The sequence below is a fragment of the Bacillus inaquosorum genome, assembly GCF_023238325.1.
GTDB classification, from domain to species: Bacteria; Bacillota; Bacilli; order Bacillales; family Bacillaceae; genus Bacillus; species Bacillus inaquosorum.
Window position 1 is genome coordinate 467,553 of sequence record NZ_CP096592.1, and the last position, 14,499, is coordinate 482,051.

A 14,499-nucleotide genomic window follows, 5' to 3' on the forward strand; every position below is an offset into this window, starting at 1 on the left:
AGTGATCTTTTTTGGGTTAAAATGGGTGAGGTAAGGAAGGAAATCTAACAAATTATTGAAGATTCAAGAGAATATAGGAGATGACGATATGGAAACATTACAGCATCTTATTCTGCATGACATGCCGGATAGCGAAGAAATAGAGGCTGTAAAAAGCGGAGCCCATACACTGACGTATGCAGGTTACCGCAAACGGATTAACCAGCTGGCGAATGCCCTGCTGAAAAAAGGAATTCAAAAAGGCGACCGCGTTGCATTGCTTTGCAAAAACGGCCATCCCGCATCAACTGTTATGTTCGCCGCGCTTGAAATAGGTGCTGTTGTCGTACCTGTCAGCTGGCAGCTGAAACCATATGAAATGACAGGCATTTTAAAAGCAAGTGAACCGAAAGCGATGTTTTACGGAGCGGAGTTTAAAGAAACACTGGACGAAGTTCTTCCTGAACTGTCCACACTCCGGATTACGATGGAAACAGGAACAGCTTACGAAACATCTGCTGAATTTGAAGCTCTGTTTGCCGGTCCTGATCATTTGCCGGAAACTGAAATGGTTTCTCCTGACGATACGGCGCTTCTGATGTTTACGTCTGGAACGACAGGAAACCCGAAAAGATGCATGATCACACATGGCGGCATATACAGATACGTAACAAGATCCAACAGCTCAACAACACGCATGAAGGGCCTTCGTTTTCTCGCGTGCCACCCGATTTATCATACGAGTGCGCTCATTTGCATCATGCTTGGAACCTTTGCGGGAACAACCTTCATTTTTACAAAGGATCAAGATCCTGTTCATATGCTGAAGGTCATTGAAGAAGAAAAAATTCAAACCGTGATGGCTCTTCCTGTGTTTTACACGTATTTGCTTGAAGCGTGGGAAACGCATCAAACCGACTTATCTTCGCTTGTGATTTTAATGACAGGCGGAACAAAAGTGCCGAGCAGCCTGATCCGCCGCTATCTTGATATCGGCATTCCGCTCGCGCACGGCTATGGAAGCACTGAGGCTTGGGGAATCAGCACATGGCTGCCTGAGATGGGAATGGATAAAGCGGCATCTGCGGGGAAACCTGTGGAAGGCGTTAAAGTCAAAGTCGAAGATCCTGAGACGGGAGAAGAACTCCCTCAAGGAGAAATCGGCGAAATCGTTGTTCACACGCCATTCTTATTTAAAGGCTATGAGGACAACCCTGAAGCGACAGCAAAAGTGCTGCAAAACGGCTGGTTCAAAACCGGAGATTCAGGCTATGTAGATGAAGATGGTTTTATTTTCATCACTGGACGCTACAAGGATGTCATAATTTACGGAGGCGATAACGTCTATCCGGATCAGGTTGAAGAAGTCATCCAGCAGATCCCGGGAATCCTTGAAACAGCGGTAGTTGGTATACCAGACCCGCTGTACGGGGAAAAACCGAGAGCTTTTATCGTGACAAACGGCGGCCAGCGTATAACGGAAGAGGATGTCATCGCATTTTGCCAGGAACGCCTTTCCGCTTACAAGATACCTGAAGTTGAATTTGTTAACGAACTGCCGAAAAATAACCTCGGCAAAGTAAAAAAAGACGTCTTGCGCAAGCAGGCCGTACATTCGTAAAAGAAGAAGCCCGTCACTTATGTGGCGGGCTTTTTTGCAGTAACACAGACAGAAAGCTCAGGCTTAATGTTTTTAAATTGCAACTCAATGTCTTCGAAGCCGGCTGCTTTGAAGTCAGCAATCATCTGTTTCCCAAATGATTTGGTTTTCTTAGGACTGGCGTCTGCTTCCCTCGGCTGCATCGTAATCGCTGCTTTGCCGCCGGGCTTTAGCACCCGATAAATCTGTTTCATGCCTTTTGTCTGGTCATTCCAGATGGTGTAGTTGTTAACGGAAATCACTTTATTATAAAACGAGTCGGTGAGAGGAAATGTCTCGACGCTTCCTTGTATCAGGCGCACAGGCTTCGATTTTACTCTGCGGGCGGCCAGCTTCAGCATCACCTCTGACACATCAATCCCGTGAAGATCAACGTCCTTTTCACGCTTCAGCACCTGCTGCATGCAGTATCCCGGCCCAAACCCCACTTCTAAAATACAGTCCCCGCGTGTGATCCCCAGCTGATCTATTGTCCACTGATTCAGTGTTCTATTTTCAGCAGCCATGATGTACCCGGCAATCATGCCGAATACGCCCTTTGGCTTGCTGAATTTTTTAGAAAGCATGTTAATCATTCAGCAACCCCCTTTGCAAGTTATTTCCTCCTTGCGTTTCATGTGAAACATTTTTCTGATAAAGCAATGCGAAGGTGCCAATCCATGTTTATCCAAAGAACGTGTGAGGTACACAACAAATAGACATGAAAACAAAGGAGGAGAATCATCATGGCCAATTATCCAAAAGAACTGCCGGCCCAAACCCAAAATCGCCAGCCGGGAATTGAAAGCGAAATGAATCCAAGTCCGGTGTATGAGTATGAGAATTATAAGGGAGCGGACAAATTAAAAGGAAAAGTAGCGCTCATTACAGGCGGCGACAGCGGGATCGGACGCGCGGTATCCGTCGCTTACGCAAAGGAAGGCGCTGACATCGCCATTGTGTATAAGGATGAGCATGGGGACGCCGAAGAGACGAAGAAGCGTGTAGAACAAGAAGGCGTAAAATGCCTGCTGATCGCTGGTGACGTAGGCGAAGAGGAATTCTGCAATGAAGCGGTTGAAAATACGGTCAAGGAACTAGGCGGCCTGGACATCCTTGTAAACAATGCCGGTGAACAGCACCCGAAGGAAAGCATCAAAGACATTACTAGCGAACAGCTTCACCGCACATTCAAAACAAACTTTTATTCTCAATTTTATTTGACTAAAAAAGCAATTGATTACTTGAAACCAGGCAGCGCCATCATCAACACGACATCTATCAATCCGTATCGCGGGAACCCGACGCTGATTGATTATACAGCGACAAAAGGCGCGATCAATGCCTTTACAAGAACAATGGCGCAGGCGCTTGTCAAAGACGGCATCCGCGTAAACGCAGTGGCACCGGGTCCAATCTGGACACCATTAATCCCATCTACGTTCTCTGAAGATAAAGTCGCTCAATTTGGGCAAAATACCCCGATGGGCCGTCCGGGTCAGCCTGTTGAGCACGTCGGCTGCTATGTGCTGCTGGCTTCAGATGAGTCATCTTACATGACAGGCCAGACGCTGCATGTCAACGGCGGAGATTTTGTGACGACGTAAGAGGGAGTGAGACACATGAGCATCACGAAAGAGGAAGTAAACAGCTATTATCAAAAGGCCGGTATTGTATTAACGGATGAGGAAGTAGACCAAATCCAGCTGATGGACTACGGCTTAGGAAAAGAAAGAAAAGTCGGGCTCCAGCTCTTCATCTACGTCAATACAGACCGTTATTGCTCAAAGGAGCTAGTGCTGTTTCCGGGACAGACTTGCCCGGAACACCGCCATCCGCCTGTTAATGGCCAGGAAGGCAAGCAGGAGACATTCCGCTGCCGCTACGGAAAAGTGTATCTTTACGTAGAAGGAGAAAAAACGCAGCTTCCAAAGGTTCTCCCACCGCAGGAGGACAGAGAACACTATACGGTCTGGCACGAAATTGAACTTGAACCGGGCGGGCAATATACGATTCCGCCGAACACCAAGCATTGGTTCCAGGCCGGGGAAGAAGGTGCCGTGGTGACGGAAATGTCTTCGACGAGCACAGATCAACATGATATCTTTACAGATCCAAGAATATAAGGATGAGGCGTAACAGCCCATCCTTTTTTGTATTGAAAAAAATGAAATCGCCGCTATAATGGGTAAAAAAGGAAAGAGGGCGAGGGAATGTTTACCTGCAAGGTAAATGAGCACATCACCATTCGATTACTGGAGCCAAAGGATGCGGAGCGGCTTTCCGAACTCATTATCGAAAATCAGCAGCGGCTCGGCCAGTGGCTGTTTTGGGCGGAAAATCCAAGCAGCGCTGAAACGTACAGAGAAACGATCATTCCAGGTTGGCGGCGGGAGTATGCCGACCTAAGCAGCATCGAAGCGGGGCTTCTTTATGACGGCACCCTATGCGGCATGATCGGCCTCCATCATCTAGATCAGATCAATCAAAAAGGGGAAATTGGCTATTGGATTGCCAAAGAGTTTGAAGGCAAAGGCATCATCACCGCCGCCTGCCGAACTCTCATCACATATGCTTTTGAAGAGTTTGGACTGAATCGCGTTGCTCTCTGCGCGGCTGCCGGGAATCAAAAAAGCCGAGCGGTCCCGGAGCGGCTCGGCTTTCAAGAAGAAGGAACGGCACGGGACGGCTTATTCGTTAACGGCAGGCATCATGACCTTGTCTATTACAGCTTGCTAAAGCGTGAATGGAAAGGATAAAAACATAGCGCGCGCATTTTCTTGTTTAAATCTTCCCCGGATGTGGAAAAGTAACAGCGGAGACGTTAAAAAGGAGTGATTCGAGATGAATCAGCAAGACATTAAACAAAAAGTGCTTGATGTTCTAGATCACCATAAAGTAGGCTCGCTAGCAACGGTTGAAAAGGGCAAGCCGCATTCCCGCTACATGACTTTTTTCCATGACGGGCTGACGATTTACACACCGACGAGCAAGGACACTCATAAAGCCGAAGAAATTGAGAATAACCCCAATGTTCACATTTTATTAGGTTATGATTGTGAGGGCTTTGGCGACGCGTATGTTGAAGTTGAAGGAAAAGCCAAAATCAACAATTCGGCTGAACTGAAGGATAAAATATGGAGTTCCAAATTAGAGCGCTGGTTTGACGGTAAGGATGATCCGAATCTGGTGATTCTTGAAATTGAACCGGAGGATATCAGATTAATGAATGCCGGAGAGAAAACACCGGTCTCACTCGATCTATAAGAAATTTGTGTTTTCAGGGGCGATATGTTATCATGAATAGCTAGTAAGAAAAATAAGCAAATAAAAAAGAAAGTAAACTTCTTTTTTCTGTTTGAGAGAGAAGCTTACCGCTTCCCAAGCAGCATAACCAGCTGCCCTTATTCTTTTCCTTCATAACAAATCGCCCCTAACGATGAGATGGAAAAAAGACTTTTTTGTTTTACAATTCACACCGGCGCGGCTTCGGAGCCGCAGTGACGATTGAGAGGTAGGGCTTTCGTTGTCTTGTGTTCAAGAAATTTCCATGGTGTTTACTTTCCAGAATGATTCTTCGGAACAATGCTTTATGAATCTACCCCGCCCGACTTGGCGGATGATATAATCTTTATTTGCGTATAGAAAAGAATAAGACAAACCGCTCGGCGTACGCCGGCGGTTTTTTTATTGTGAAAAACACATTGCACTGAAACCTCTTTGGCTTCTTTCCAGTCTTATCTCTAGGATGAAATTGGAGGAAGAATAACGTGCATGTCATTACAACACAAGTACTTTTTATTTTCTGTTTTTTATTACTGATTCACTCGATAGAAACGTTAGCTTACGCCACAAGGCTTTCCGGGGCCCGCGTTGGATTTATTGCGTCCGCGCTTTCCCTGTTTAATGTCATGGTCATTGTGTCCAGAATGTCGAACATGGTGCAGCAGCCCTTTACCGGACATTTAATTGATGATGCGGGAAAAAACGCCCTGGCGATTGTCGGCGAGCAGTTCCGCTTCTTGATTTTCGGATCGACAGTCGGCACCATCCTGGGCATTATCCTGCTTCCGTCTTTCGTCGCTCTTTTTTCACGGGCGATTATTCACTTGGCGAGCGGCGGCGGCTCCGTTTTTCAAGTGTTCAAAAAGGGACTCTCCAAACAAGGATTCAAAAATGCCCTTTCCTATTTGCGTCTGCCGTCTATTTCGTATGTAAAAGGATTTCATATTCGCTTGATTCCTAAGCGTTTATTTGTGATCAACATGCTGATCACATCCATTTATACGATTGGCGTGCTTTCAGCTTTGTACGCAGGCCTTCTGGCGCCGGAGCGCAGCACGACAGCCGTCATGGCATCGGGCTTGATCAACGGGATTGCGACGATGCTGCTGGCCATTTTTGTTGATCCTAAGGTATCCGTTCTTGCCGACGATGTGGCAAAAGGAAAACGAAGCTATACGTATTTAAAATGGACCTCTGTAACGATGGTCACATCAAGGGTGGCGGGCACACTCCTCGCCCAGCTGATGTTTATTCCGGGCGCCTACTATATCGCGTGGCTGACAAAGTGGTTTTAATAAGAAAGGCTGGATCATAAAGATCCAGCCTTTTTCGCACTTACTTATTTATATTTCCTTAATCCGCGGTCGTACAAAAAGTTTCCGAATGGGACAAAAGCGGCGATGAAGCCGGCGGCTGACCATTTCAGCGACCATTTGACAGAGAGGGTCGCATACGCCAAAACAAGCAAATACAAAATGAACAATCCGCCGTGAACCGAACCGACAATTGTTACCGCAAGCGGAAGGCCCGCCCAATATTTTAGCGGCATGGCGATGAACAGCAGGATTAAGAGTGACATTCCTTCAATAAAACCCATCGTGCGAAGTCTTCCGATCGGCGTTTGCAGCATAAATCGCCCTCCTTGTGGACACGTTTTCATCTATACTATAAACAATCCGGAGGGTACATATGACAGCTTTTAGAAAATGTTCGGAAAACATTCATTTTTAATTGCTTTTTCTCGGGAACTGTACTTGTCATTTACAAAAATACCCGAGATAATGTGTACAAAATCATAAAAGAAGGATGTTGAAATGAAACTTGACCAGATTGATCTGAATATTATTGAGGAGCTGAAGAAGGACAGCCGTTTGTCGATGCGGGAATTAGGCAGGAAAATTAAGCTGTCGCCGCCATCCGTGACAGAACGGGTGAGGCAGCTTGAATCGTTCGGCATCATCAAGCAATACACGCTGGAGGTCGATCAGAAAAAGCTGGGGCTTCCCGTTTCCTGCATTGTGGAAGCAACCGTCAAAAACGCGGATTACGAGCGGTTCAAAAGCTATATTCAAACATTGCCGAATATCGAATTTTGCTACCGGATTGCGGGCGCAGCCTGTTATATGCTGAAAATCAATGCTGAAAGCCTCGAGGCGGTAGAAGATTTCATTAACAAAACATCGCCATACGCGCAAACCGTCACTCACGTTATTTTCTCAGAAATTGACACGAAAAACGGACGCAGTTAGAGAGTGCTTGTTCAAGTCTGTTATAATAAAAGGATGAGCGTGAAAGAAAGAGAAGTGATCAAGCATGTCAAAAACAGTTGTACTAGCTGAAAAACCTTCAGTCGGCCGGGATTTGGCCCGGGTGCTGAAGTGCCATAAAAAAGGAAACGGTTATCTCGAAGGCGATCAATATATTGTTACATGGGCTTTGGGCCATTTGGTGACACTTGCTGATCCGGAAGGCTACGGAAAAGAATTTCAATCATGGCGGCTGGAGGATCTGCCGATTATCCCAGAACCATTAAAGCTTGTTGTGATCAAGAAAACCGGAAAACAGTTCAATGCGGTCAAATCCCAGCTTACCCGTAAAGACGTCAATCAGATTGTCATCGCGACTGATGCAGGCCGGGAAGGGGAGCTTGTTGCGCGCTGGATCATTGAAAAAGCGAATGTCCGCAAGCCGATCAAGCGGCTGTGGATTTCATCTGTGACGGATAAAGCAATCAAGGAAGGCTTTCAAAAGCTGCGCAGCGGCAAAGAATATGAAAACCTGTATCATTCTGCCGTCGCCAGAGCGGAAGCGGATTGGATTGTGGGAATTAATGCGACCCGTGCACTCACCACAAAATTCAATGCCCAGCTCTCATGCGGCCGTGTGCAGACACCGACGCTTGCCATGATTGCAAAGCGCGAGGCGGACATTCAAGCGTTTACACCGGTTCCATACTACGGCATCCGCGCGGCGGCCGATGGCATGACGCTGACGTGGCAGGATAAAAAATCAAAGCAGACGAGAACGTTCAATCAAGACGTAACAAGCCGTCTGGTAAAAGACCTCGATGGAAAGCAAGCGGTCATTGCTGAGCTGAAAAAAACAGCGAAAAAAAGCTTTGCACCTGCCCTTTATGATTTAACGGAGCTTCAGCGTGACGCCCACAAGCGCTTCGGATTTTCTGCTAAAGAAACGCTTTCTGTGCTGCAGAAGCTGTATGAACAGCATAAGCTCGTCACATATCCGCGGACGGACTCAAGATTTTTATCCAGTGATATCGTCCCGACGTTAAAAGACCGTCTGGAAGGCATGGAGGTAAAACCATATGCCCAATATGTCAGCCAAATTAAAAAACGCGGCATTAAATCCCATAAAGGCTACGTCAATGACGCGAAGGTGTCAGACCACCACGCGATTATCCCAACCGAAGAGCCGCTCGTTCTCAGCAGTCTGAGTGACAAAGAACGAAAGCTGTATGACCTGATTGCGAAACGTTTTCTTGCTGTATTAATGCCTGCATTCGAATATGAGGAAACAAAGGTCATCGCAGAAATCGGCGGAGAAACCTTTACGGCGAAAGGCAAAACCGTGCAGTCACAAGGATGGAAAGCCGTTTATGACATGGCGGATGAGGATGATGAGCAGGAGGATGACAGAGATCAGACACTCCCGGCCCTTCAAAAAGGCGACACTCTTGCCGTCCGCACGTTGACTGAAACAAGCGGACAAACGAAGCCGCCTGCCCGCTTTAACGAAGGAACCCTGCTGTCAGCGATGGAAAACCCAAGCGCCTTTATGCAGGGAGAAGAAAAAGGCCTCGTCAAAACGCTTGGAGAAACAGGCGGCCTCGGCACGGTGGCAACGCGTGCCGACATTATTGAAAAACTGTTCAACAGCTTTTTAATAGAGAAAAAGGACAAAGATATTTTTATCACATCTAAAGGAAAACAGCTCCTGCAGCTTGTTCCGGAGGATTTGAAATCACCGGCCTTAACGGCAGAATGGGAGCAAAAGCTGTCTGCGATCGCCGCCGGAAAACTGAAATCGGCTGTCTTTATTAAAGACATGAAGGCTTACGCTAACCAAACGGTAAAAGAAATCAAAAACAGCAGCCAAACGTTCAGACACGATAACATCACGGGAACGGCATGTCCGGAATGCGGCAAAATGATGCTGAAGGTAAACGGCAAACGCGGCACGATGCTCGTGTGCCAAGACCGTGAATGCGGAAGCAGAAAAACGATTGCCCGAAAAACAAACGCGCGCTGCCCGAACTGCCATAAAAGAATGGAGCTTCGCGGCCAAGGAGAAGGCCAAACCTTCGCGTGTGTCTGCGGGCACCGTGAAAAGCTTTCCGTATTTGAAAAACGAAAAAACAAAGACAAAGGGCGCGCTTCCAAACGGGACGTGTCCTCTTATATGAAAAAACAAAATAATAAAGATGAGCCGATTAACAACGCGCTGGCAGAACAGCTGAAGAAACTCGGTTTGGATAAATAACAGAAAAACCTGTGCATATCGCACAGGTTTTTTATTGGACTTAGGTCCCGTTATTTGAATGTTTAAAAAGGGGAAAAAAAGCTAGCAATCTGCATTTTTTTCTTTTATAGTAAATGTAATTTGTAACATGGCAGTAATATTTTCGTCATAATTGCTGAGCGTCTGATTCGCTTCAGACGATAAAGGGGGATTTGCCTGTGAGGCATGTGTTGATCGCTGTCATCTTATTCTTCTTATCTATCGGACTTTCCGCAGGGTGTGTTGAAGCTGGGAATAAATTCTTAAATCAATCTGGGGCTGATGTGAATACCAGTCCGCTTCAGCCGGCAGAGTATTTCATCTATCACAATCTAATGAATGACCAAGGGCTGATCAAAACCGACTTTTCAGACCAGTCTTCGTATTTATCAGAATCTCTCGGCTTGTGGATGGAGTTTTTGGTCAGCAAAAATGACGCCCCGCATTTTCAGGAGCAATATCAGCATCTGACTGATTCATTTCTGCTGAGCAATCACTTGGTAACGTGGAAGATTCAAAACGGCCAAGCGAGCGGGACGAATGCGCTGATAGATGATATGAGAATTATGCTGTCTCTTGACCAAGCCGCCGCAAAATGGGGCCGCAACGACTACGCGCAAACGGCCCGGAATATCGGCACAGCTTTGAAGACATACAATATGAATAACGGGTTATTTACAGATTTTTACGACTCACAGGCCGCTTCAAAGGATGTGACGATTTCATACGTCATGCCCGATGCATTAGCTGTCTTAAAGAAGAATGGAATCATAGACGAAGAAACGGAACAGCGGAATGCCAATGTTCTCTATTCAGCTCCTTTAAAAAATGGCTTTCTGCCGAAGACCTACAGCTCAGACACGAAGGAATACAAATATGACAGTGAAATCAACCTCATTGATCAGCTGTACGCTGCTTGGCATTTGCCGGAAGGGGATAAAAAAGCCGCTGTTTTAGCGGACTGGATCAAGCAGGAATTTCAGACAAATGGAAAGCTGTACGGACGATATTCGGCGGATACGAAGGAGCCTGTCGTCCAATATGAGTCGCCATCCGTATACGCATTAGCCGTATTATTTTTAACGGAACAGCATGAAAACAGCTCTGTCATCAAAGCCATATATGACAGGATGAATGACTTTGAAATTCTTGATCCGGTGAAATCGTATTATGGAGGCTATATGAGCGGCACTCAGACGCATTCTTTTGACAATCTGCTGCCGCTGTTAGCCGAAAGGGAGCTTTTTAATGAAAATATCATTCAATGAATCACAAAAATTATTTGCTTATTTTTCAGGGCTGATTGCAGCCCTGTCTCTGTTTATTTATTATGTGACAGCTCAGCAATCGGAAGGCGCTCTGATCCTTTGCATCACGTTTGTCGTCATCGCCGCAGGCATATGGTTCGGCCCGATTTACGCGCTGGCAGTGACCTTAATCGTACTCTTTGCCCTCGGCACTTTAATGATGTTTTTCCAGACTGGACAGGCTACGCTATTTCCGGCTGAAGAAGGGCTGCAAATGCTTGTCATGTGGGGAATCGCGCTTTTGCTGTTTTCTTTTATAGCTGGAAGAATCCACGATATTGCAGCAGAGCTTCGGCGCTCAGTTACACGGCTTCAATCCGAAATCAAAAGCTTTGTCGCTGTGGACAGAGTAACCGGCTTTGATAACAAGCAGAGGATGAAGCTGGAGCTTTCAGAAGAAATCAAGCGGGCGGAGCGCTACGGCAATTCTTTCGTGTTTTTGCTGCTGCATATGCATTATTTCAAAGAGTTTAAGTCTTTGTACGGTGAAAAAGAAACCGACCGCCTCTTCCAATATGTCAGTCAGCAAATCAGGTCAAGCGTCAGGGAAACGGATAAGAAATTCCGCCCTTCTGACGAGCGTATCGGAATCGTTTTGACGCACACGCCCGCTGAACATATGCCGGCCGTCCTGACAAAGCTGAAAAAACAATTGGGTACGTATCAGCTGGAAAATGGAAAGTATGTGTCGCTCACGTTCCACGTCTGTTATTTGCCTTACCGCAAAGATATCAAAACAGCTGATCAATTTTTAGAAGAACTGGAAAACGAGATGATGATGAATGAACTATAAAGGAATCACGCTGCTCTGCGTCACAATGCTTCTGTTTTCAGCCATTGCGGCTTTTCCCGTTTCGGCACAAGCAAAAGAGCGGGATGCCGGCATTCTCATCATTTATTCAACCTTGGACGGCAAGGAGTCTTCTCAAGTTAAAATGCTTGATTTGCTTGCGGGCCACTTTACATCCCATGTGACAGCCAAAAATGATTTGGATGTTGAAGCGGCTGATTTCAATGGCAAAGACCATGTGATTTATTACGGCCAAACGAAAAGAAAGCTTAGCAAAAAACTGGTGTCTCTTATCAGCAGTGTAAAAAAACCTGTTGTCGCCATAGGCTATAACGCAGGCCAAATCAGCCAATTTTCCGGGCTTTCATTAGCCCGGAAAGAAAATGTGTTTCAGGTCCACAGCAGGTCGGAAAAGACCGATGTGTCTCTGGAGAGCGGGCTTAACGTGCTGAGCGTATCAGGCCTGAAAGGAAAGGCGCTTTATACCTTTAAAGCCGATGACGGCAAAACGCATTCTTTTATATGGAAAACAAAAAAAGCGAATGTGTACATTGGATTAACGAATTTGTTAAACGACAATTTGATCGTGGCGAAACAGCTCAGAGAAGCTTTTGGAGAGAAGGCGGGGACGACGCTTTTGTATTTGCGTCTCGAGGATATCAGCCCGATGTCTGATGAAACATTGCTGCTTCAAGCCGGTACATATCTGCATAAGAGGCATGTTCCTTTTATGCTGGCAGTGATACCGGTTTACTTGAATCCGGAAACAGGCGACAAAGTGTATTTGTCTGATAAACCGAAGATGGTCAAGGTGCTGAAAAAGCTGCAAAGCATGGGCGGCAGTATCATTGTTCACGGCTATACACACGCCTATCGCTACAGTGAAACAGGAGAGGGCTTTGAATTTTGGGATGCAAAGGCGGATCAGCCGATTACATCCGGAAATGCCGAAGACCCCTCGTCCATTTTGGAAAAAGAACAGGATTTTCCGAACGAACAAGCCTATAACAGATATCTAAAACCATTTCGGGAAAAGGAAGAAACGTATACAAAGCAAAAACTGACGCGCGCTATTGAGGATTTGACATCATCGGGTCTCTACCCGCTGGCGTTTGAAGCGCCGCATTACACGATGTCCGAATATGGCTATCAAATCGCTTCGCAGTATTTTACAAGCATTTTTGGCCAGGTCCAGCTCAGCGGCACAACGTGGAAAACATCAGGTGCATCTCCGTATGTGACCGCTCCTTCGATGCTGCATGGCATGACGCTGTATCCGGAAACGATCGGCTTTGTCGATACATCAAAGCAAAACCCGCTCGGCGATATGGAGGAGCACATCTCCCAGATGATTGATTTTGAAGGCGGAGTAGCCGGAGGGTTTTATCATCCGTATCTCGGGATGAAATATCTGCCGGAGCTGGTTGATGAGATGGAACGCATTCCGGACAGTGAATGGCTTGATTTAAAGAAAACGAAACAAACCGTCAAAACAGACAAAGTGGAAATTCATACAAGCGGTGACGGAACGATTCAGGTGAAAAACGGCGTAAGCGCCATTGACGAGTTTTTCGATCATCATCGGCAAACCCCTCTGGAAAAGGCGTTATGGATTCTCTCCGCGGTCGTGCTCTTATTTGTCGTCATGTTTGTCAGTTATACGTTTTATTTGAGAGCCACATTGAAAAAACGAATTTTTAAGGAGAGAAGAAGCCTTGGGTAATACGCTGTTCTTTATCTCGCTAAGTTTAATATGGGTCATGCTTCTCTACCACATGTTTCTCATGCAGGGCGGGTTCCGCCACTATATGACCTTCGAACGGAACATCCCGAAGTGGAGAGAAAACATGAAGGAGCTGCCAAAGGTCAGTGTTCTCATCCCGGCGCATAACGAGGAGGTTGTGATTCGGCAGACGCTGAAGGCGATGGTCAACCTTTATTATCCGAAGGACCGGCTGGAGATTATCGTCGTTAATGACAATTCATCAGACCGGACGGGTGATATCGTCAATGAATTTTCCGAGAAATACGATTTCATCAAAATGGTGATTACGAAGCCGCCAAACGCAGGAAAAGGCAAATCCTCTGCACTTAACTCTGGTTTTGCCGAATCGAACGGCGATGTGATCTGTGTATATGACGCCGACAACACGCCTGAGAAAATGGCCGTGTATTACCTTGTGCTCGGCCTGATGAATGACGAAAAGGCAGGCGCCGTAGTAGGGAAATTCCGCGTCATCAATGCGGCAAAAACGCTCTTGACGAAGTTTATTAATATCGAAACGATCTGTTTTCAGTGGATGGCCCAGGGAGGCAGATGGAAGTGGTTCAAAATCGCCACCATCCCAGGCACCAACTTTGCGATCCGCAGAAGCATTATCGAAAAGCTCGGAGGCTGGGATGACAAAGCGCTCGCTGAGGATACCGAGCTGACGATCCGGGTGTATAATCTCGGCTATCACATCCGCTTTTTCCCTGCCGCCATTACTTGGGAGCAGGAGCCGGAAACGTGGAAGGTCTGGTGGCGCCAGCGCACCAGATGGGCGCGTGGCAATCAATATGTCGTGCTGAAATTTTTGGCTCAGTTTTTCAAGCTGAAACGAAAACGGATTATCTTTGATTTGTTTTATTTTTTCTTTACGTACTTCTTGTTTTTCTTTGGCGTGATCATGTCAAATACGATATTTGTCGTCAATCTGTTTTATGATTTGCATTTGTCGGTCGGGTTCTTGGCAATGATTCTCTGGATCTTGGCATTTTTCTTATTTATGACAGAGGTCATGATTACGCTAAGCATTGAAAAAACAGAAATGAACAGGCAAAACTTTTTTATCGTATTTCTCATGTACTTTACATACTCGCAGGCATGGATTGTGCTGGTCATCTATTCTTTATTCGTAGAAATCAAGCACCGTTTATTCAAGCAGGAGGTCAAATGGTACAAAACAGAACGATACAATCAACATAAAAGCGGGTGACCT

At 46.2% G+C, this 14,499-nt stretch carries 14 protein-coding genes; 12 read left to right on the plus strand and 2 right to left on the minus strand.

Annotation, left to right across the window (positions count from 1 at the left end; all coding sequences use genetic code 11):
* Nucleotides 1-88 precede the first annotated feature (88 nt).
* Nucleotides 89-1,600, plus strand: coding sequence for a class I adenylate-forming enzyme family protein (locus M1M80_RS02370; RefSeq protein ID WP_060397942.1), 1,512 nt, complete (start codon nt 89-91; stop codon nt 1,598-1,600).
* Between the two features lie 17 nt (nt 1,601-1,617).
* Here M1M80_RS02370 and M1M80_RS02375 read toward each other — a convergent pair whose 3' ends face one another.
* On the minus strand, nt 1,618-2,214 hold the full coding sequence (locus M1M80_RS02375) for a class I SAM-dependent methyltransferase (protein WP_060397943.1): 597 nt from the start codon (nt 2,212-2,214) through the stop codon (nt 1,618-1,620).
* A 150-nt stretch (nt 2,215-2,364) separates the two neighbouring features.
* Here M1M80_RS02375 and M1M80_RS02380 point away from each other — a divergent pair, with 150 nt between their 5' ends.
* The 5 genes from M1M80_RS02380 to amj all read left to right on the plus strand — a co-directional run bounded on the left by M1M80_RS02380 (nt 2,365) and on the right by amj (nt 6,198).
* Complete coding sequence (locus M1M80_RS02380) at nt 2,365-3,225, plus strand: SDR family oxidoreductase (RefSeq protein ID WP_019257500.1); 861 nt, start codon at nt 2,365-2,367, stop codon at nt 3,223-3,225.
* Nucleotides 3,226-3,240: 15 nt separating this feature from the next.
* The gene (lyxE, locus tag M1M80_RS02385) at nt 3,241-3,744 is read left to right on the plus strand and encodes a D-lyxose ketol-isomerase (protein WP_060397944.1); all 504 of its coding nucleotides are present in this window, start codon (nt 3,241-3,243) and stop codon (nt 3,742-3,744) included.
* An 87-nt stretch (nt 3,745-3,831) separates the two neighbouring features.
* On the plus strand, nt 3,832-4,377 hold the full coding sequence (locus M1M80_RS02390; RefSeq protein ID WP_060397945.1) for a GNAT family N-acetyltransferase: 546 nt from the start codon (nt 3,832-3,834) through the stop codon (nt 4,375-4,377).
* Between the two features lie 85 nt (nt 4,378-4,462).
* Nucleotides 4,463-4,885, plus strand: a complete 423-nt coding sequence (locus tag M1M80_RS02395) for a pyridoxamine 5'-phosphate oxidase family protein (RefSeq protein ID WP_060397946.1) — start codon at nt 4,463-4,465, stop codon at nt 4,883-4,885.
* A gap of 503 nt (nt 4,886-5,388) precedes the next feature.
* A complete protein-coding gene (gene amj / locus M1M80_RS02400) occupies nt 5,389-6,198 on the plus strand; it encodes a lipid II flippase Amj (protein ID WP_003240277.1) in 810 nt (269 codons plus the stop codon).
* A 44-nt stretch (nt 6,199-6,242) separates the two neighbouring features.
* Here the strand turns inward: amj and M1M80_RS02405 are convergent, their stop codons facing one another.
* Nucleotides 6,243-6,533: a DUF3817 domain-containing protein gene (locus M1M80_RS02405; RefSeq protein WP_003240278.1), complete on the minus strand. Its 291-nt coding sequence runs from the start codon at nt 6,531-6,533 to the stop codon at nt 6,243-6,245.
* A gap of 184 nt (nt 6,534-6,717) precedes the next feature.
* On the opposite strand from M1M80_RS02405, the gene lrpC reads away from it, so the two are divergent.
* From lrpC to M1M80_RS02435, 6 genes are all read left to right on the plus strand, one after another.
* A complete protein-coding gene (gene lrpC, locus M1M80_RS02410; RefSeq protein WP_003240281.1) occupies nt 6,718-7,152 on the plus strand; it encodes a transcriptional regulator LrpC in 435 nt (144 codons plus the stop codon).
* A gap of 64 nt (nt 7,153-7,216) precedes the next feature.
* On the plus strand, nt 7,217-9,403 hold the full coding sequence (locus M1M80_RS02415) for a DNA topoisomerase III (protein WP_060397947.1): 2,187 nt from the start codon (nt 7,217-7,219) through the stop codon (nt 9,401-9,403).
* A gap of 197 nt (nt 9,404-9,600) precedes the next feature.
* The gene (locus M1M80_RS02420; RefSeq protein ID WP_060397948.1) at nt 9,601-10,689 is read left to right on the plus strand and encodes a glycosyl hydrolase family 8; all 1,089 of its coding nucleotides are present in this window, start codon (nt 9,601-9,603) and stop codon (nt 10,687-10,689) included.
* Complete coding sequence (locus M1M80_RS02425; protein WP_060397949.1) at nt 10,670-11,521, plus strand: diguanylate cyclase domain-containing protein; 852 nt, start codon at nt 10,670-10,672, stop codon at nt 11,519-11,521. The genes M1M80_RS02420 and M1M80_RS02425 overlap by 20 nt, the downstream gene beginning before the upstream one ends.
* A 10-nt stretch (nt 11,522-11,531) precedes the next feature.
* Nucleotides 11,532-13,241 (plus strand): DUF2334 domain-containing protein, encoded by a 1,710-nt coding sequence (locus M1M80_RS02430; RefSeq protein WP_080429083.1) that lies wholly within the window; start codon nt 11,532-11,534, stop codon nt 13,239-13,241.
* Entirely contained in the window at nt 13,234-14,496 is a 1,263-nt protein-coding gene (locus M1M80_RS02435; RefSeq protein WP_003240289.1) for a glycosyltransferase family 2 protein, read from the plus strand. Before M1M80_RS02430 ends, M1M80_RS02435 begins: the two co-directional genes overlap by 8 nt.
* The last annotated feature ends 3 nt before the right edge of the window (nt 14,497-14,499 follow it).